We start from the raw sequence: 18,928 nt of genomic DNA on the forward strand, positions 1-18,928 counted from the left end.
CTCCGTTAAATCTACTTAAGGCGAATCGTCCTAAACGCTCACTGTGTGCTAGGATAGCCAGATAGGGTCTATCACTACTCGCGGTGCTCGTTCTAGAATTACTCGTTTTCTTGCTTTTGCCTTCACCGATCAAACCGACAAAATGGTCCGTACCGACAGCTCCCTCATTTGAGGAAGCGGGTCCGTGGAAACAGAACAACAAACTCAGCTCAGCTTGTTACTGGTGCCCCTCGATTTCCGGAATTCATTACATTCGATAAAGAAGGCCAGCTATATACAGGAGATTCAGACGGGGAAATTTACAAGGTTCCTTTCGGTGCAGAAGGCAATCTTTGCAAACGGGGTTGCCTTGTCTGCGGAAGAAGATTTTGTACTTGGCGGAATCGTATCACTATCAGTTGACCAGATACTGGCTCAAAGGACCGGAAGCTGGCATGATCCGGAAGGCAAAGTGTATGGCGTAACTACGGCTGCAAGCCATAACGGATATTTATATATAGGAACGGCACCTGGAGGCAGCAGGAGCGTTCATCGCGTGCTTTTAACAAAATAAGGTTGGAATCTGGGAGGGTGCGAAATGAATCTGGATGAATTGGAGCTATCTTGGAATGAGAAGGAGAGTCTGACCGGCAAAGTCGCCTTGGTGACAGGCGCTAGCAGCGGAATCGGAGCATCGATCGCCAGGAAACTGGTAAAGCGCGGCGCCCATGTGACTATAGTGGCACGTCGACGGGATCGATTGGATGAGCTGGTTCAGGAATTGCATAAAGAGGGATTATACGAGGTAATGGCGGTACCTGCTGATATTCAAACGGCTGAAGAAGTACAGCATGTGGTCGATGAAACGATTAACCGCTGGGGCCGCCTTGATATTATAGTTGCCAATGCCGGATTCGGGTATCGAAGTCCTTTGGTAGAAGTAGATCTGGAAAGATGGGAGGAGCTGTACAGGACGAATGTACACGGCCTAATGTTGACGCTGCACTACGGGCTTCCGCCAATGCTGGGTCAGGGTAAGGGAGATGTCATCATCATTTCCTCCATTGCCGGCAAGGAAGTGATCGCCGGAGGAGGTCCATACAGCGCTACCAAATACGGCGTTAACGCCATAGCGTCTGCATTACGTTTGGAGACAATCGATCATGGAATTCGCGTTATGACGATTCAGCCCGGGGCGGTGGCAACGGAATTTTCTCAGGTGGCCGGGTATTCCGAGGATGAAATTCGCGCGTTTGCTTCGAAAGTCCTGCCGTTACATCCCGATGATGTTGCAGAGGCAGCAATCTATGCATTAGAGCAGCCTGAGCATGTCAGCATTCCGGAACTAACCATTATGCCTTCAAGGCAAGCCCAGCGGTTCAAATAAAACGACGTCCAAATAGTAACAAAAGATCCGTCCCAGATTTGGCAACGGATCTTTTGTTTTTCCTAGGTCAAGAGTAGAGCACGAAGTCTGAATCCATCACTAAACGTCCTCGTCGAGTAAGCATCGTCAGCATACAATAAGGATTCGGAATCTTCTACCAGCGTTTGAAAAGACAAACAAACTTTACCTTTTCTTCCCTATACCAGCTTCTTGCGAATGTATCCCGAAATCAGGTCAATGATCGTGATCATCACGATGATCCCCAGCAGAATAATCCCTACTCGCGGCCAGTTTCGTGTGCTGAGTGCAAAGATCAGCGGTGTACCGATCCCCCCTGCCCCGATAACCCCCAGGATGGTTGCGGAACGTACATTAATCTCGAACCGATACAATGTGTAGTTAAGGAATCCAGGCAAAACCTGTGGCAGTACAGCAAACCACAGCTGCTGCATGCGCGTCGCTCCGGAAGCGAGCAGCGCTTCAGAAGGACCATAATCAATATTTTCCACTTCGTCAGCGAACAGTTTACCGAGCATCCCGATGGAATGCAGCCCAAGGGCGAGTACACCCGCGAAGGAACCCGGACCCACCGCCTTGATGAACAGCAATGCCATAATAATCTCCGGGAACGTACGAATAAAGCTGAGCACCATTTTGCCCGTACCCGATACAGGACGGAAGCTGCTCATATTCCGCGCAGACCAGAACGCAAACGGAATACACAGTACAGCGGAAATGACGGTACCCAGCACGGAGATCGCCAGCGTATCCAGCAATCCTCGCAGCAAATCTTCACCCTCAGGCAGATAAACAAAGTCCCAATCCGGGGAGAAAATCCCGGCGATAATTGCCTTCATGATCTGACCAGCCGTGTCCTTCAAACCGGTAAACGGTACACCGGCAAGTGCCCACGCGTACACCAGGATAAGCAATAGTATAATAACCCAGCGAAGCGGGTTCTTCCGTGGTTTGCGCCGGATGACGCTTGTTTCATTTTTCATCATAACAATTTCTCCCGCAGCTTAGTACTTACATAATCAATGATCAGAACAATGACAAGGGTAAACAGAATGATGACACTCGTTTTGTCATATTCCAGGAATCCAAGGGTTGCTTCATAATACAGTCCGATGCCCCCTGCTCCAACCAATCCGAGAATCGCAGCGGCACGCACATTAATCTCAAAGGCATACAGCACATAGGAAGTAAATTGGGCGGCCAGTTGTGGCACCACGCCATAAACAATGAGTTGAATCCGGTTCATACCGACAGCGGTCATCGCTTCTAGTGGTCCCTGATCAATCGTTTCCAGCGTTTCGTAGGTCAACTTGGCAATCAATCCCACCGAGAAAACGGCGAGTGCCAATATACCAGGAATCGGGCCAAGTCCAAACACAGCAACGAATAGTGCCGCCAGCAAAAGGTCAGGCACGGTACGGATCAGGTTCAGCACAAAGCGTGCCGGATAGTAGATCCAACGGCTGGGCATTAAGTTGCCTGCACAGATAATGGAGACCGGAATGGCGATGATCGCACCAATCGTTGTACCAATCAGAGCCATACGGATCGTCTCCAGCATGCCCTGGACGATGTTGTCAAAATAGCTCCACCGCGGCGGGAACATCTCACGCAGCAAATCCAGCATGTTGGGGAAACCTTCAATCAGCTCACTAAAACTGGCATCGGTCTGTCTGGCACTTGCCCACAAAAGCAGCAGAATGATGATTAGCGTGAGCAAATGTTTGGTACGCCCCGGTGGTTTGGGACGATGGACAGCCGAGCCTGAACCTGTGCCAGCACGCTTTCCCTTTCCTGATTCGTTCTGCAATGATCCATCTATCGATACGTTTACGGGTTGCTTCATACCAGCACTTCTCCCCGCTGATCCTGTACAGCCTGTTTATCCAGCAGCTCGTCCGCCAGAATAGGTCTGCCATAAATTTCTGCAAAACGCTCATCTGTTGCTTCGGATACCGGACCGTCAAACACCACTTCGCCCGCACGCAATCCAACAATACGGGTCGCATACTCTCTGGCAAGGTCGATAAAGTGAAGATTAACGATCGTTGTAATACCGAGATCCTGGTTGATACGTTTCAGATCATCCATTACCTGCTTCGTTGTTAGTGGATCGAGTGAAGCGACAGGCTCGTCTGCCAGAATGATTTTGGCTTCCTGTGCAAGCACTCGGGCTATGGCTACCCGCTGCTGCTGCCCACCGGACAACTGATCTGCGCGGGAATAGGCTTTTTCCGCGATGTTTACCCGTTCCAGTGCTCCAAATGCCAGTTCTGTATCTTCTTTTGGAAAACGACCCAGAATGGTACGCATGGTGGAATGATATCCCACGCGTCCAGCAAGCACGTTGCGAAGCACACTGGAACGTTTTACGAGATTGAAGCTCTGGAAGATCATCCCGATATCCCGACGAATCATGCGAAGTGACTTGCCATGAGCTTTTGTGATCGACTTGCCATGAATCAAAATCTCACCGTCACTGATATCATGAAGCCGGTTAATGGAACGCAGAAGCGTCGATTTCCCCGCACCAGACAAACCAACGACGGCGATGAATTCTCCCTGTTTAAATTTCAGATTAATATTATTTAGGCCCTTGGTGCCGTTAGCGTATGTTTTCGTTACATTGTGAAGCTCAATCATGGCGGTAATCCTTCTTTCATTAATATGGTATATTCCCAGGGTCACGCTGTAATGGGACAAGCCAGTGCAGCGTATGTCACGCTGAACTGGCCTGCCCGCTGAACCGATGAAGTTATCCAATGATAAGATAAGAAATACAATCATTTACGATTTTCTTTATCTGAACACTAATCAGTTACTACTCGGTTTTTACTTTTTCACCATACTCACGAACGATATCAAACTTGCTGTCATCCGACTCTACATAACCTTCGTGTGTGTAGATTTCTTTAATGATCTCATGACCGGATGGATCTTTACCGATATCGATGAACGCTTGTTTAATCTTCGCTGTCCAATCTGCATTCATGTCTGTACGTACTGCGATCGTATCGTTAGGAATTGGCTCAGTGAACGCCAGTACACGAGTATCTTCAAATACAGTCGGGTAGTCTTTCGCTACAGTGTTACGGGCATCTTGGAAAATCGCTGCAGCATCAACGTCGCCGTTCAGTACTGCCAGTACGCCTTGGTCATGGCCTTTAACCGTGATTGGCTGTACATCTTTCAAAGGATCAATGCCTCTGTCGAGCAGCAGGGCTGCCGGCCATACATAACCTGCGGAAGACGTTACGTTCTGGTAAGCGATTTTTTTGCCTTTCAGATCCTCTACGGATTGGATCGGCGAATCCTTTTTCACAATAATCATGGATTTATACGAATCTGCCAGCTGCTCGGTTGGAGCGCCAGTCTCATCATTCACACCAAAACGTTGTGCCTGAAGAATAACTTCAGCTGCCCCTTTTTCTTTAGCAAGTACATACGCTGTCGGAGGCAGGAAGCCTACGTCCACTTTGTTGGAAGCCATGGCTTCAATAATGGTGTTGTAGTCTGTGGATACGCTGACCTTCACCGGGATGCCCAATTTATCACCGAGCAGCTTCTCAAGTGGTTTTGCTTTGGCTTCGAGTGTATCTGCATTTTGTGATGGAACGAATTGTACAGTCAGCTCAGTCGGCACATAACCTTCAGCGGCTTTGTCTGTTTCTGCCGTGTCCGTACTGGATGCATTCGAGCTCGTATCAGCCCCGTTAGCCGAACCTGTTGTACTACTGCTAGACCCACAAGCGCTTAGAAACAGAACCAAAATCAACAATGGTAAAAATAAAGCAGACTTCTTCAAACGAACACCCTCCAAAGAGTTTCTATTTTTCAATACTTGTCTACTATAGTCGTCAAATATTTGCGTGATGTGAAACGAAATTTGGAGTTTTGTAAAGTTTCCTGTCAGGCTGTCAGAGCGGCTTGCATCTGTTAGAATAGCCTCATCTTTATATTTAGAGGAGATTGTAAAATGACATCCATAACAACTTCGTCAAGCTTCGACATCTTGGTAACCAGTGATCTTCATGGGGCCATTCGTCCCATACATTACAATACCAATGCCTATCGTCCAGCCGGACTTGCTTTGCTTGCTTCGCTGATCCGGCGTGAACGTGAGCGTTCACCCGAACTGCTGCTCGTGGATAACGGTGATCTGTTGCAGGGTTCCCCTTTGGCCTCATATGCTGCATCCTTTGTTTCGGATCACGAAGTACATCCTTTCATTAATGTTCTGAATGAACTTGGCTATGATGCTGCCGTGATGGGTAACCATGAATTCAATTACGGTCAGAACTTGCTGCGTAAAGCCGTTGAAGATTCCCATTTCCCATGGCTATCCGCCAATATTGTTAATGGAGAAAAGACTGAAAAAGAAACACGGGCCGTTGCACCTCCTGGAGCAGGCATACCCGCCTTTGGCCCTCCCTATCTAATCAGAACCTTGTCCTCGGGCGTTAAAATTGCTTTGCTGGGCGCAACGACACACTATATTCCGAACTGGGAGCATCCGAAAAATATAGAAGGTTTACAGTTCCTTGACGCTCTGGAGACTATTCGTGCGTGGGTTGGCTATATTCGTGAACATGAACAGCCGGATGTGCTCGTGGTCAGTTATCATGGGGGATTTGAAAGTGATCTGGAGACAGGCGAACCTGCTGAGCGGTTAACCGGAGAAAATCAGGCGTACGCCATCTGCCGTGACATTGATGGGATTGACGTTCTGCTCACCGGGCATCAACATCGTCAACTTACCGCTGAGATTCATGGGGTGACCGTAATCCAGCCTGGGTTTAGTGGGAACGGGGCTGGTCATGTATCCGTTCAGTTGGAGCGGTTATCGAATGGAAAGTGGCAGATTGCAGGGAAACAGGCTCGCTTGCTGCTCATGGATGAACATAGTGATGTACAGCCCGATGCGGCTGTTATGAAACTGACGGACGAGTTGGAAGCAAAAGCACAGGCATGGCTGGACCAGCCGATTGGCGAGGTAGCCGGTGACTTGTCCATCACCGATCCTGCCGCATTGCGGCTCGGGGCGCATCCCTTCATTGCTTTTGTACATCAGGTGCAGATGGAAGCAACGGGGGCTCAAATCTCCAATACCGCATTACTCAGCGAAGAAGCCCGCGGTTTCGGTTCACGCATTACCGTGCGGGATGTGTTGTCCAACTTTATCTATCCCAATACACTGACGGTGCTGGAGCTTCGTGGTCAGGACATTCGGGATGCGTTGGAGCAAACGGCGCGTTATTTTGAAGTGGAGGCTTCGGGCAAAGTTGTCGTCAATCCCGCATATATGCAGCCGAAACCCCAGCATTATAATTATGACATGTGGGCAGGCATTGAATACGAGCTGGATATTTCCAAACCTGTGGGAAGTCGTGTCGTGAAGCTGGAACGTGAGGGCATACCTGTTAAGATGGAAGCGACGTATTCTGTAGTGATGAACAGTTATCGTGCAGCAGGTGGCGGTGATTATGCCATGTATCCAGGCAAAAAGGTGCTGCACGAAGGCGCCACGGATATGGCGGCACTAGTAGAGGATTATATCCGCAGACATCAGCCCCTGACGGTGGAGCAGGCGAATAATTGGAAGGTAATTTAATTTTCAAAAATAAAAGTCAAGCCAATATGTATTTTAAAAAAAGTACAATCACTAAATTCGATAGTGTGGGAAATCCATGAGCTAATGTTCTAGGGCGTGTCTTCAAACAGATTGAAGACACGCCCTAACTACAAGTAACGGTTTAGTATACTATTAATCATTTTAATTCACTCCAACTCTATTAACTTACGGATAGTTACTCTTATGAAACCATATCTTTTATTCATAAGTTTCACTAAGTCCCCGACGTTGAAGTGAATCGAAAAAATGATGTTTGTTCTTACTAATCAAACTTTGGGTTATTTGTAGTCCAATCTGATGATTAGTTTCGGAAAGTTCAAGCATATCCCGAATTATATTATACCCATAATTAAACTCATAAAACTTATTCGAATATGGTTCAATGTATAGCGTCTTCTCTTCTAACTTCAAAATATGCTCCAGTTGAGTACCTTTGGGAACATGATCTAATCGAGTAATTATGATTTGGGTAATATTAGGATTAATCTTATGTTCGTTCAACTCATCGATAATATCAGATACTACCTGACCATATCTTGTTGCAATAGTATGAGGGATGCCTTTATATTGCACAACGATGTTATTCACTTGAACCTTTTGATAAGGTTCATTTGCTAAATGCCTTCCAATCCATATTTGTCCAAGGGGAACTGCGATGTATGTGGCAGCGATAATCATGAGAATGAAAAGCAATATTTTTTTTTGTCGGCGAGGCCCATCGACTCCTCTCCAACAATAGATGGCCAGCATCAGTATACCAAGAAAAAATATCGACAGCATATTAATCATATCAGGGTAATCTGGATACATAAAATTCAGAGTTGGTGCGACGTACCGAACACTCTCCAGTTTATAGCCATGCATTAAAGTGAGGAGCATGTACAAAGATACACTGCATAGAATAGCCATTTTAAAAGGTAATAAAGAAATTACAAACGCAAAGCTGATTGCGAAGTAAGATAATCCGAAAATAACAAACACAAGCAGATAAACAGGAGTGTCTTTAAAGATTTCATGAACCGTGAAAAATAAGAGGGTTGAGGCTGGAAGCGTACAAAAAAAACTAAATAACCATGACTGCAAAGTTCTCCGTATAGGGTTCCAGTTGGTCAGTCTTATCATATGAACCATATGGTAACGCTTAGGTGAATTCAATATAACAAGCGTCATGGTGGACATGAAAAGTCCATATAAAGGTATGGTAACAGGCAATTCATCTATGAAAAATACAAATTTGCTCAAATACAAAATGAACAGTCCCATGTAGAAAGCCCAGATATGTTCACTGCACCATAGGACCTTTAGTTTTAAAAACCATAACCGTATCATGTGCGTACAACCTGCTTTCTGAACAACATTGAGCTGATCAACAGCATGAGGGCTACCCACAAGACTAAGACATACCGTTGAAGCATAAAATTCGGCTGTAGTATCATTTCCGATACATAATCTGGATTAAACCAGATCGCAAACATGGGTTGTCGGATATATTGAATACTGATAATCAAGTAAATAAAAACTAAAATAGTACTGTATATCGTCCTCTTAAAAATAAGTGAGCATAGTCCAGTTAACGAGACAACAAAGGATACGGTTAAGATGATTTGCAAGAGTGTAACTAACCATAAGAGATTAGGACCTTGGTTTGATAATGCAAACCAATAAATAGAATCGATCAGTATCAAACTCATACTTATTCCGGCCCCAACCGCTACAAGCTTAGAGATTAAATAATTTGATGGGATAATTAGATAAAACATGATCGTTTTCAGTTCGAAGTCTCTTAGTTTTCCGCCCCAAACAGCATTTACGAGAACGGGGACTAGAGGCGTCACAATAATCATTTGGAGCTGAAGCATAGAAAGCCAACGATTTTCAAAGCGGGTCTCTCCACTCATTTGTGCCAAAACAAGTGGGATTATCGTTGTGAGAAAAAAAACAATGATAAGTAGCATGCGATGTTTTAGCAATGATTTAAACGAAAAATGAAGTTGTACCATAAATTCATTCAATGGTTATACCTTCTTTCTATTCGTATAAATATAGGCGTGCTCCAAAGTAGGCTCTAATAAAAGGCTGCCTTCCAACGGGGTATCCGATAGATAGCGAATATGTACACCACTTGCAGTGACCTGTGTTGAGATGATTAGTGCACCTTGTTTTTGAAGCTTCTCAGTCACATTCTCTCCGCTATAAAGCCAGACCTTTCCCTCGACCGATTTGATGAAAGCAGGGATATCTCCAAAGTAGTTAACAATCCCTTGGTGCAGTACAAGAACAAAATCCGTTGTAAGTGCAACATCTTCGACAATATGAGTGGAAATAATAATAGACCGGTCTGTTGCAAGAGTGGTTAACAGTTGTCTAAACGATACACGCTCATGAGGATCAAGTCCCACGGTAGGTTCATCAATCAAAAGTAACTTGGGGTTGCCAACAATAGCCTGGGCAATACCTAAGCGTTGCTTCATACCTCCAGACAAAGCATTGAATTTTTTGTTTCTTTGCTCCAGCAATCCAACCTGATTGAGTTTTTCTTCAATTTCTGTTATCCGCTGCCTCCCATGAATATTTTTCAAACGGCAAACATATTCAAGAATCTCCTGCACGGTCAAGTGGGGAAAAAAATCAAACTTCTGTGGCAAGTAGCCAATCTGTTTTCGAATCGTATGTAAATCCTGAACGACATCCATGCCTTCATAGTCTACTTGACCTGTATGGGGGGCAATGAGCGTGGAGATGATTTCGAGCAATGTCGTTTTTCCTGCTCCATTTTCGCCTAGCAAACCAAGTATTCCGGTATTCATTTCAAAAGATACATTCTGGAGAATAGGCTTATCGTAATGTTTCGAAAGATTTTTAACGCTCAATTTCATAAATACTCACCTGCTACCTTATTTTTATTTTGACATCTAAGTCCTTAGATACATAATTCAATTTTTCCATCAACCAAGCCAGGTGGAAGTGGATCATAAGAATTGTATTTGCAAGAGAAATTATCCGGTAAATTCATTAATTAAACAGTAATAAATATTACTCACATTTCTTCATGTTCGATTTTAAAAGGAACATTATTGCAAAAAGAGCAGAACCTTCATGTACGAAGGTTCTGCTCTTTCCATTTCGTCTCGATCTAAACCAGGGTAGAGCCAAGTGCGGCAAGCAAAAGAATGGCCACCCACACCAGTAAAAAATTTGCCATGATCAGCGCAATCTTTTTTTATAGAACACCCAGCTGGGGAACGATGCCGGATCGGAAATTGATCGCATTAATTATGCCTCTGCTGTCATTTGACCTGTCTTTTCCCCCACCGAAACCAATGCCCCGCGCTCATCCGCCGAGCGCATCTCGGCTTCAATTAACTCAAGCGAGCCTGTTGCGCTCTCTGGTGTACATACAGATACAGGCGTACCTGCTTGAACAGACTGGATAAAATATTTGAGTTGGTGATAATATCCCGAGTCGGGTGACAGCTCAGCGACGAAACCGGGAGCATTGTTCGGATTTACGTTCAGCTCACCATTCTCAAAGACCAGATTCCCCTGCTCCAAATTAACGCGATATGTCATCGAGAAACCGTAGTCTCCCCCCAGCGTCCAGTCAGCTTGAGCATTCAGCACTTTTCCGTCAGGGTATACATAATTGGTGGACACGGTATCATAGCCGCTTCCCGGAATGACGTTGCGAGCCAGCGTGGATACTTGATCCGGTTTGCCAAACAGCCAGTGAATCATGTCCGCATCATGGATGTGCATATCTAATATGCAGCCACCGCTTTTCTCCCCATCCAAAAACCACTCTTGAGGCAAACCTGAACCCCTGAAGAAATAACCTGCGTTGACCGATCCATAACGACCGTCTTCTACAACGGATTTCAGATAAGCATAGGCTGGCCAGAAGCGTAAACATTGACCAATCATCAGTGTTTTCCCGGTTTCTTTGGCCGTCTGTGCCATCTTCCAGCCTTCCGCCGAATGGCGTGCAACCGGCTTCTCACACAGCACATGCATGCCCTTCTCCAGCAAGGAACACGTTAGTTCAGCATGCAGTGGCGTAGGCAGCGTAATATCAATGATATCCAGTTCTTCATGCTCCAGCATCGCGTCGATGTTGTCGTACAAACGATAAGGTGTGAGATCATATACCTCCTGCTCTGTTGCCATATTGCCGGCTGCTTTACCGTTCTTCAGTTCCTCTATTCTCAGATCGCAGATGGCTGCCAATTCCACGGGTTCCCCTTCTGAGGCAAGGCGTACATAGTTATCAAAATGCATACGTCCCATAAACCCAAAACCGATCAATCCCACTTTTAACATAGTTCTACCTCCCACAAAAAATAGATTTCTCACTCTCATAAACGTTGTTATCTGAATTTATTCCTAAGAACGTCCAAGAATGGCATCCATCGCTTTGGATGTATTGAATATGATCTGCTTCGAATGATGAGTGTATGGCGGAATCATCTCGGCAGTCACGTAGTTGTCGTAACCAATGGCCTGTAATGCCTGCATCACCGCCGGATAGTTCACATCTCCAGCCAGCAAATCCACAAATCCATGAAGCCCTCCCGCTTGACGACGGTAATCCTTGAAGTGCACCTTCTTGATCCGGTGACCGAGAATGCGAACCCACTGCTCCGGGTAACCGTTCTGCACCACATTGCCCACATCGAAATACGAACCTATATAATCTGAGCCAAAGGAATCAATAAAGGTACGCAGCTCTAGCGGCGACACCAGAAATTTGTTCCATACGTTCTCAATGCCAATCGATACTCCGGCACTTTCCGCATACGGCAGCAGGTGCGCAATCGCTTCTTGCGCCCGTTCGTAGGCAACTTCATAATCCGTCACTTCGCTGTCTGGAATAAAATCCACACCAACCGCACCCGGAATGACCAGAATGGTATCCACACCAAATGCTGCGGCAAGTTCCAGCTGTTTTTTACACACGTCCAATGCTTTCGAGCGGATCTCTGGACGGGCACTCGTCATCGGATAATCCCAGTACAATCCGGTTGCAAGTCCCGCGATGTCGAGTTCGGCCTCTTCCAGACGTCCCTGAATATCACGAACCTCCTGATCCGTGGCAGACAGACTTAGCTCGCCTTCTCCATTAAGAGATAGTTCAATCCCCTCAAAGCCGGCTTGCTTCGCCGTCTGAATACAATCCGCAATAGAGGCATCTCCTGGAAACGACCATATGTTAATCCCTTTTTTCATCCCAATACCCTCCTTCAAAATATACAAACCTGTTCTTCATCCGTGCATAACTACCCCAATTGAAAATAACCAAATCGGGTAGGCAAATGAAAGTTTACTGCTCCCGTGGGCTGCCATGCCTGATACTCCCGATCTCCTTGCACATTCTCATCAATACGGTAAACGTTGACCCTCCAGCATACCCCTTTAGTCAGGGGCGACTTGAAGTTACAGACGGGAATATGGATTAAATACACCCGATTGCCCTGAAGATCCACTTCTACAGCCGTTTGCAACCCCTTCAGCTTCCAGGTTACATCCACCTTCAATTCGGAACCTTCGCCATCATTGTGAATGAGTGCATCGAATACAACGTTGTGCGGACTAACCTCCAGTTCGATGTAGTTGGTGCCATCACCCTGTTCATCAATGAACAGTTCGATTACATCCTGCTCATACAATGGCTGATCCCTTTCCGTGAAATCTGATACGACGTAATCATCCTGGCATACATAGCGAATATGCAGGTATTCGGGACTCCAGCCAAAGCGAACTTCTGTGGATTGATATGGTGGTCTGCCTGTTACCGTGTCCACCAGTTCCACTGGAACACATCGTTCCCAATCCGCAGCCGAGGGAAATCCACTCTGTGCAACTGACCTGAGTGGTTCGCAGCAATAACTCGTGCTGCGTTCCACAGGGAGAGAGTGCATCGTAATCCTCTCCTTTTTTAGCTTAATCCGTGATATTGTCTCTCTCGTAAGAACATGTGATAATACATATATTATAAATAATTTATGTGAATATTTATTTAGGAGATAAAGAGATTATTTGCACAATTCCGTTCAGTTTCAACTCGATCTATTAGGGCCAATCTCATTGAGAAAGGAGATCGGATTCATGTCTCTTCAACAAACGGTATATCCTCTGCAACGAACCGCTGCTTACAAGGAATGGTCTCCTAACGTGCATTATGCTCAGTTCCAGAGCCTTCCTCCCGGCAAGCTGGCCAAACGGCGTTTGTATGATTTTGAACTTCTGTATGTCTCCCAAGGTGAAGCAGCAACGGATATGAACGATAAACACCATATTTTAAAGGCGGGCCAGCTCATCATGCTGCCTGCCGGTGTCTATCACCAAAATGAGGTGGTTTCCAGCCCGGAAGCACGTTTTATCGGCATTCATTTTGATTTCTTCAACGAATTAACCATTCAGACCGAGGCCGATATGGTGGTTAACGAAGAGACTGTTCAGCCTCATAAATTCGCCGTGGAGGCGTGTGCAGAGGGCATGACTCCACTATCTTTCAGCCCGGTGTATACCCCCTCAACAGCTGCCGTGCAGCTTATGGAGCAATTGGTTCATGAATTCACCATGCGCCCACCGGGATATGAACTGGTATGTAAAGCGTTGATGCTGCAAATATTGACCCATTTGCTGCGTTCATCCTGGCGAAGTTCGTCACGTCATGATTCGGTACATGGAGAAAAGCTGCTAGAACTTATGAAACGTATAGAGGCGGCCCCATCCGACCCATGGACCAATTCGAGCATCGCCAAACAATTGAATCTGAGTGTGGATCACATGGCCAAATTGTTCAAACAGATTGCGGGCATGCCGCCCAACGAATACATTCAATCCATCCGTCTAAGCGAAGCACGTAAGCTGCTCCGGGAAACCGATCATTCCATTGAGGCTGTGGGTGTACAAAGCGGTTACCCGGATATTCATTATTTCAGCCGCATGTTCCGCAAATATGAGGGCATTTCGCCACGGGAATACCGGAAGTTGTCCAAAATGCTGTAAAAAAAGAGCAGCCTGCCAAATTGCAGACTGCTCCATGCTTTTTGAACCAACGTTTCCCGTTAGCTCAATGAGTATCCTCCATTTAGTCGTTCAAAATTCATCGATCAACGAGATACCTTTAGTAATCCTCATTCTACTATCTTGCAAGAAATCGCGGGTCCAGTCATCTGGCTTGCTTAAATTCCAGCTCCGATGCATACCGACAACCACAATGATTTCGCGAAGTCTAAGGAAAAGCTTCAACAAATCCTTCCAGTTGTCTGGCATTCGTCGACCATCCTCTGTATAACCTAGCTCGAAGTGCTTTATGAAAAGTTCGTACTGGTCCTTTCGTTCGAACTTCGAATCTTCTCCGAATACATATAGCAAGTAATACAGTTGGATAGCAATATCCTCGACATACCAACTGTACTGGCACTCGTCGAAGTCAAAGAGAGTTAATCCCCCAGCTTCATCGATCGTGAAGTTTCCCACATTAATATCTCCATGGATCAAACCAAAATTATCCGCATTAACAGGTAGACTCGCCAATTGTACTTTAAGTTCATCAAGGGCAATAAGGATTGGTTGAAGTTCTGACGGCAAATAATCCTCGGCTCGTAAGAGGTATTCATTAAACTCCCAAGTGTGCCTTTTGGCAATCGTAGGGTTGTAAAGCTTCGCTAATTCATGAAGTCGGCCCGTTATACGTCCACACTCTTCATAAAGTATAGAATTGCCTAGACATTCTGGATATCCGATCTTACGGCCTGGTGCATGTTTAAAGGAGGTTACGTAAAAATCTATTTTATTTCCTTGAACTAGTTCGCAATACTCTCCATTAATTGAAGAAATCGGTTCTTACACTGCTATACCACTCTCTGAAAGATAATGAATCCAATCCATTTCTGCTACAAGTCCTTCCGACGTGCGAAGAGTGCTCGGAGTGAAACGGAGAATATATTTCAATTCATCGCGATTATAGGAATATATAAAGTTTTGAAAACCTCCAATGAAAGTGAGTTCCTCTTGGCTGACCCCATAACGCGCGGCGCCTTCAGCAGCATGTTCGTCCAAGAACAATAATTTTATTTTTGGGTCCATTAGTTCTCCTTAGTAATAAAGATTAAATTATGGCCTACTCACTGCTGTTGCCTAAATTTAATAAAATGAATGCCTGGTGACATGCGAAAGCCCCAGTTTCAGGATTTTTCTATTCCATAGCAATCATACTAATCCAACTTTTTACAGTCAACCAAAATGGTTGATCTATTGTGTTAACCTGCCCGTTAGTTTAACGAAAAAGAAGCAGCTACCGACCTATAAACTGCTCCATATCTTTTAGCGTTATGCCTATACGTTTTGGCATAACCCTGAATCAGAACCAGAATCTAATGTAACATCAACCACTCTGTTGATATCAATCTATACATCCAGATAATCGCTTCGGCAATATAAATTGTATTTCCCAAGTGTATACTGTGTTGCCTTAGCTTTCGAACCCTACATGAATTCACATCAATCAACTTGAACGGCTTTGTTTACCTCCACCACAACAATGTAATCTTTCAACCCTTTTTTAAGCTTATTTTTTTACTTTGACTAATCTAATGTTTATCTAAAAAATCTGTAACTTAAAAGACTTATAAGTTGTTTATATCCTAGAAGTTACATAATTAAAATCGATTTTTCAGATAGATCTAAATTATTACAAAAGTTTAACAAATGAATCTCCAAATTTCGACACTTTTTTTCGATATGTATATGATATCATAAAAAAATTCCATTAAAAGGTGGATAATAAATAATTTAAAATAAATAGAAAATGATGGAATTAAATGAATAAAAAAGTTGCATTATCTATTCTCTCATTAGCATTAAGCTTTTCTGCTGTTAATGTTGGCTATGCTGCTGAGCTAACATCTTCTGTTGTACAAACAGTTGATGCCAAGCAAATAACTGAAGTTCTCTCTGAGAAAATAAATGAACCTACTCAAGCACTTTCTTCTTTCTCAAGTGGGTTAAAGAAGGTCGGCCAACTTGAAGATAATGGTTGGTATGATGAAACTACGAAAGAGATTGATTCTCAAAAATTACGCGAAGCATATTTAAACTTTTTTAATAGTGACCCTATTAAATATGCTGATAGTATAAAAGATGTAGACATTCTTGTGGAAAATACTATCGCCTCGACAACGAATAGTGCTCAATCTTCCTTAGTAAGCCCTTCAAGTGTTGCAGCAGTGAATTCTCTTGTGAAGCTATACGGTTCATGGAAAAGCGGCCCATCGGTCACAAAAAGCACAAATATGGTTACCTATACTAATAATTGGTTGACAGAAGACAATTATCGTTCTTCTGTTCCTATTAAGGTTAGCAGCACAAAACGAACGAAAATCAGTGCCACTTTAGGGTTTTCAGGCTCAATTGAAGTAAAAAATAAATTTGGTTTCAGTGGAAGCTTTACAGCTGAGCAGGAGACAACCGTATCTCAAGGAGCAGATGTTCCAGGATGGACAGCTTGGGGCTACCGACCATATATTCGTTGGATTGAAGATTCTTACTCAGGTGTGTATACTACTACTTATACAGTTGTACCCGGCGGTTCTATTTTTACAGAAGATACAACAGAAACAGGTGTCAATAAACGCCTGTCTGTGAAATCTAACGAGTATTGGTCAGTTGTTAACACGAATAAAAGTACAAGCGCCTCTACACCTTTGCCTCCATCCGGTGCTCCTAAATAATACTATTTAATTTCGTTTCCACCTTTTTGTTGAAACGAAACAAAGGATTTGATTGTTATTAAGAAAATTATAATGGTTCTGTATATCTTATTTATCATTGTTTTCGGTTTTTTGCTTGTGCCGTTTCATTTAATATGGGGACCAGAAAAATCTGTTGATTCCGCAGTGTTCGCTCCTATATGGATGCTAATTGACTCAAATAGAGACATCAATGGATTTAATCCAATATACCAACTTGATACCCCAAGGTTGTTGATTATCATTTTAAACCTATCCATTGTGTTTACTGTTTCATATTTTCTTACAGGGTTTAAAAGAAAATGATCTGCACAAAAAAGCCCCTTTTTTAAGGGGTCTTTTTTTATCATTTTTAATAATTCTTTGGATACAAACGGTATGTCAGAAGAAGAAGTGTTAGTCCTAACCTACTTATTTTGCACTTGGTGGTTGATGAAAATACATGATTATTTTATTTCATAGAGGAGACAAAGACTACTCCCTAACTACAAAATGGAGCTTTATACATCGAAGGTAGTTTCTTTTCGCTTAGACACCTTTTTGTTTCTGTTTGTGACCAGCACTGAGTAACTGCTGGCTATCGTATAAGGCATGAAATGTGTTACATCATATAGTGCACCAGCAATAGGCGATCCTAATATGGTACCTAGACTTGTGTAAGACGAATTTAACCCGGCTACATCCCCTTATCATTCCCTGCCAATTTGTTGCAGCTATTGGTTCTAACCACTGTAATTGTCTTCTAAATAAGCCCTACTCTTCGATTGTATAAGCCAAGTGTGGCGCTCTTCAGTAATTAACAGCCACATTATGATTTAGACTAACCTGCCCGTTAGTTAAATCTGGAATTATATGCAGTCCAATGATGCATACTGCATCAATATATCAATAATGCTCCTCTTATTTATTTCTAACTTTTCAAACATTTGTGTTGCAGATATTTTGGTGCCTGAATGCAGCATCCATGAAATTATTCTATTTTGCCATTGGAAGACTGGCGGAATATACAGCGATACGGAACGATCATTTTGACAGCGACTTCATAATGATGATCCAGATAATCGAGCAGCTGTTTAACCGCGAACATGCCCATCTCTAGCTTCGGTACATGAATGGTCGATAACGGCGGAGAGGTGAATTCGGATATCTCAATATTGTCTACCCCAAAGAAGGCGATATCCTCTGGAATGCGGAGCCCCTGTTCGGTCGCAGCACGCATGGCCGCAATCGCCATCATGTCACTGGCTGCAAAAATGGCTGTAGGTCTGTTCGCATTGTTGGTAAATGCCTGCTTGGTCAATTCATAACTCAGCGAAACATCCCATTTCACATCGATCACCCAGTCATCATCCACAGGTAATCCCGCGTCATTCATGGCACGCCGATAACCAAGGAACCGTTTTTCCTCACGAAAATCGTTCTTGTATTCAGCACCGCCAATGTAGGCAATGATCCGATGCCCTTGGGCAATCAGATGATTCGTTGCCTCCCTGGCAGCCTCTTCCCGGTCATAACTAACGACCGGAATGTCCGGGTCCGTGATATCCACACCCACTAAGGTGCGTACATTGGCTTTGAGCCAGCGATAGGCTTCCGGGTCAATCCGTTCCACTACAATCATGCCATCAATCCGATGTTCCTTCACCAGAGACTGCAGCTGCACGATGTCGCCATCGTTTTCGATGCTGTACACAAATTCCAGACGCATACCCGCTTCAGCAAGCTGCTTCTCAATCCCTTCCATAATGACTGAAAAATAAGGGCTGTTGTATTTATTTTGCGGAATAGCCACCACACAGCCGATCGCATATGCCGTTTTGGGCTGTACCTTTTTCTTCTTGGCCGGACGCTGTGAACGGTAGCCCAGCTCCTCAGCGGTATCCCAGATTTTTTTGCGGGTTTCATCGCTGACCGATCGATTGACATCGTTCTTCATCACACGTGAAACGGTAGAGATCGATACACCTACCCGGTCTGCAATATCCTTCAATTTTGCCATGTGAAGTCCCCACCTTTCCTCTGACTATGTATTTAAACCCCATTCGTATTGGGGCAATTTCATCCCTGCAAACACAAATTTGCGGCAAATATAATTCTATATTTCTACTCGTCAGAAGTCAATGAAATGGTGCACGGGCGCAGTCTTTTATAACATAATAG

Annotated in this window: 18 protein-coding genes; 5 read left to right on the top strand and 13 right to left on the bottom strand. The window is 44.4% G+C overall.

Translation table 11 applies throughout. The features are described from left to right. The first annotated feature begins 168 nt into the window (after positions 1-168). Together PPA03S_RS33835 and PPA03S_RS06180 are read left to right on the top strand one after the other, a co-directional pair. Positions 169-402 (top strand): hypothetical protein, encoded by a 234-nt coding sequence (locus PPA03S_RS33835; RefSeq protein ID WP_245683527.1) that lies wholly within the window; start codon positions 169-171, stop codon positions 400-402. A gap of 175 nt (positions 403-577) precedes the next feature. Beyond that, the gene (locus PPA03S_RS06180; RefSeq protein WP_062320917.1) at positions 578-1,366 is read left to right on the top strand and encodes an SDR family oxidoreductase; all 789 of its coding nucleotides are present in this window, start codon (positions 578-580) and stop codon (positions 1,364-1,366) included. Positions 1,367-1,563: 197 nt separating this feature from the next. On the opposite strand, the gene phnE (PPA03S_RS06185) is transcribed toward PPA03S_RS06180, so the two are convergent. The 4 genes from phnE (PPA03S_RS06185) to PPA03S_RS06200 all read right to left on the bottom strand — a co-directional run bounded on the left by phnE (PPA03S_RS06185) (position 1,564) and on the right by PPA03S_RS06200 (position 5,156). Beyond that, positions 1,564-2,370: a phosphonate ABC transporter, permease protein PhnE gene (gene phnE / locus PPA03S_RS06185; RefSeq protein WP_062320919.1), complete on the bottom strand. Its 807-nt coding sequence runs from the start codon at positions 2,368-2,370 to the stop codon at positions 1,564-1,566. Next, positions 2,367-3,230, bottom strand: coding sequence for a phosphonate ABC transporter, permease protein PhnE (gene phnE, locus PPA03S_RS06190; RefSeq protein WP_245683528.1), 864 nt, complete (start codon positions 3,228-3,230; stop codon positions 2,367-2,369). The genes phnE (PPA03S_RS06185) and phnE (PPA03S_RS06190) overlap by 4 nt, the downstream gene beginning before the upstream one ends. Then, complete coding sequence (gene phnC, locus PPA03S_RS06195) at positions 3,227-4,027, bottom strand: phosphonate ABC transporter ATP-binding protein (RefSeq protein ID WP_062320921.1); 801 nt, start codon at positions 4,025-4,027, stop codon at positions 3,227-3,229. Before phnC ends, phnE (PPA03S_RS06190) begins: the two co-directional genes overlap by 4 nt. 178 nt (positions 4,028-4,205) lie before the next feature. Beyond that, the gene (locus PPA03S_RS06200; protein ID WP_411835232.1) at positions 4,206-5,156 is read right to left on the bottom strand and encodes a phosphate/phosphite/phosphonate ABC transporter substrate-binding protein; all 951 of its coding nucleotides are present in this window, start codon (positions 5,154-5,156) and stop codon (positions 4,206-4,208) included. A 204-nt stretch (positions 5,157-5,360) separates the two neighbouring features. Here PPA03S_RS06200 and PPA03S_RS06205 point away from each other — a divergent pair, with 204 nt between their 5' ends. Next, entirely contained in the window at positions 5,361-6,995 is a 1,635-nt protein-coding gene (locus PPA03S_RS06205) for a bifunctional metallophosphatase/5'-nucleotidase (RefSeq protein ID WP_062320925.1), read from the top strand. 219 nt (positions 6,996-7,214) lie between these two features. On the opposite strand, the gene PPA03S_RS06210 is transcribed toward PPA03S_RS06205, so the two are convergent. The 6 genes from PPA03S_RS06210 to PPA03S_RS06235 form a co-directional block, all read right to left on the bottom strand. Then, on the bottom strand, positions 7,215-8,195 hold the full coding sequence (locus PPA03S_RS06210) for a hypothetical protein (RefSeq protein ID WP_217998924.1): 981 nt from the start codon (positions 8,193-8,195) through the stop codon (positions 7,215-7,217). 146 nt (positions 8,196-8,341) lie between these two features. Then, positions 8,342-9,028: a hypothetical protein gene (locus tag PPA03S_RS06215; protein WP_062320930.1), complete on the bottom strand. Its 687-nt coding sequence runs from the start codon at positions 9,026-9,028 to the stop codon at positions 8,342-8,344. Between the two features lie 3 nt (positions 9,029-9,031). Beyond that, a complete protein-coding gene (locus PPA03S_RS06220; protein ID WP_062320932.1) occupies positions 9,032-9,892 on the bottom strand; it encodes an ATP-binding cassette domain-containing protein in 861 nt (286 codons plus the stop codon). 397 nt (positions 9,893-10,289) lie between these two features. Beyond that, positions 10,290-11,333 (bottom strand): Gfo/Idh/MocA family protein, encoded by a 1,044-nt coding sequence (locus tag PPA03S_RS06225; protein WP_062320934.1) that lies wholly within the window; start codon positions 11,331-11,333, stop codon positions 10,290-10,292. A gap of 63 nt (positions 11,334-11,396) precedes the next feature. Further along, positions 11,397-12,239, bottom strand: a complete 843-nt coding sequence (locus tag PPA03S_RS06230; RefSeq protein ID WP_062320936.1) for a sugar phosphate isomerase/epimerase family protein — start codon at positions 12,237-12,239, stop codon at positions 11,397-11,399. A 50-nt stretch (positions 12,240-12,289) separates the two neighbouring features. After that, on the bottom strand, positions 12,290-12,931 hold the full coding sequence (locus tag PPA03S_RS06235; RefSeq protein ID WP_062320938.1) for a carbohydrate-binding family 9-like protein: 642 nt from the start codon (positions 12,929-12,931) through the stop codon (positions 12,290-12,292). A gap of 187 nt (positions 12,932-13,118) precedes the next feature. On the opposite strand from PPA03S_RS06235, the gene PPA03S_RS06240 reads away from it, so the two are divergent. Further along, the gene (locus tag PPA03S_RS06240; protein WP_062320940.1) at positions 13,119-14,024 is read left to right on the top strand and encodes a helix-turn-helix transcriptional regulator; all 906 of its coding nucleotides are present in this window, start codon (positions 13,119-13,121) and stop codon (positions 14,022-14,024) included. 90 nt (positions 14,025-14,114) lie between these two features. Here PPA03S_RS06240 and PPA03S_RS32015 read toward each other — a convergent pair whose 3' ends face one another. Both PPA03S_RS32015 and PPA03S_RS32185 read right to left on the bottom strand, forming a co-directional pair. Further along, on the bottom strand, positions 14,115-14,858 hold the full coding sequence (locus tag PPA03S_RS32015) for a phosphotransferase enzyme family protein (RefSeq protein ID WP_082704022.1): 744 nt from the start codon (positions 14,856-14,858) through the stop codon (positions 14,115-14,117). A 6-nt stretch (positions 14,859-14,864) separates the two neighbouring features. Next, a complete protein-coding gene (locus tag PPA03S_RS32185) occupies positions 14,865-15,107 on the bottom strand; it encodes an aminoglycoside phosphotransferase/kinase family protein (RefSeq protein WP_062320944.1) in 243 nt (80 codons plus the stop codon). A gap of 734 nt (positions 15,108-15,841) precedes the next feature. Here PPA03S_RS32185 and PPA03S_RS06255 point away from each other — a divergent pair. Next, positions 15,842-16,750, top strand: coding sequence for a hypothetical protein (locus PPA03S_RS06255; protein WP_062320945.1), 909 nt, complete (start codon positions 15,842-15,844; stop codon positions 16,748-16,750). A gap of 988 nt (positions 16,751-17,738) precedes the next feature. Here PPA03S_RS06255 and PPA03S_RS06260 read toward each other — a convergent pair. Beyond that, positions 17,739-18,767 (bottom strand): LacI family DNA-binding transcriptional regulator, encoded by a 1,029-nt coding sequence (locus PPA03S_RS06260; protein ID WP_062320948.1) that lies wholly within the window; start codon positions 18,765-18,767, stop codon positions 17,739-17,741. Between the last annotated feature and the right edge of the window lie 161 nt (positions 18,768-18,928).

Source organism: Paenibacillus pabuli NBRC 13638 (assembly GCF_001514495.1).
Classification (GTDB): domain Bacteria; phylum Bacillota; class Bacilli; order Paenibacillales; family Paenibacillaceae; genus Paenibacillus; species Paenibacillus pabuli.

Bases quoted from the DNA above. Each gene is read 5' to 3' on its own strand.
- PPA03S_RS06240 (WP_062320940.1), top strand. From the start codon at position 13,119: ATGTCTCTTCAACAAACGGTATATCCTCTGCAACGAACCGCTGCTTAC.
- PPA03S_RS06210 (WP_217998924.1), bottom strand. From the start codon at position 8,195: ATGTCCACCATGACGCTTGTTATATTGAATTCACCTAAGCGTTACCAT.
- PPA03S_RS06235 (WP_062320938.1), bottom strand. From the start codon at position 12,931: ATGCACTCTCTCCCTGTGGAACGCAGCACGAGTTATTGCTGCGAACCA.
- phnE (WP_245683528.1), bottom strand. From the start codon at position 3,230: ATGAAGCAACCCGTAAACGTATCGATAGATGGATCATTGCAGAACGAA.
- phnE (WP_062320919.1), bottom strand. From the start codon at position 2,370: ATGATGAAAAATGAAACAAGCGTCATCCGGCGCAAACCACGGAAGAAC.
- PPA03S_RS06225 (WP_062320934.1), bottom strand. From the start codon at position 11,333: ATGTTAAAAGTGGGATTGATCGGTTTTGGGTTTATGGGACGTATGCAT.
- PPA03S_RS06180 (WP_062320917.1), top strand. From the start codon at position 578: ATGAATCTGGATGAATTGGAGCTATCTTGGAATGAGAAGGAGAGTCTG.
- PPA03S_RS06260 (WP_062320948.1), bottom strand. From the start codon at position 18,767: ATGGCAAAATTGAAGGATATTGCAGACCGGGTAGGTGTATCGATCTCT.
- phnC (WP_062320921.1), bottom strand. From the start codon at position 4,027: ATGATTGAGCTTCACAATGTAACGAAAACATACGCTAACGGCACCAAG.
- PPA03S_RS06230 (WP_062320936.1), bottom strand. From the start codon at position 12,239: ATGAAAAAAGGGATTAACATATGGTCGTTTCCAGGAGATGCCTCTATT.
- PPA03S_RS06205 (WP_062320925.1), top strand. From the start codon at position 5,361: ATGACATCCATAACAACTTCGTCAAGCTTCGACATCTTGGTAACCAGT.
- PPA03S_RS06255 (WP_062320945.1), top strand. From the start codon at position 15,842: ATGAATAAAAAAGTTGCATTATCTATTCTCTCATTAGCATTAAGCTTT.
- PPA03S_RS06220 (WP_062320932.1), bottom strand. From the start codon at position 9,892: ATGAAATTGAGCGTTAAAAATCTTTCGAAACATTACGATAAGCCTATT.
- PPA03S_RS32185 (WP_062320944.1), bottom strand. From the start codon at position 15,107: ATGGACCCAAAAATAAAATTATTGTTCTTGGACGAACATGCTGCTGAA.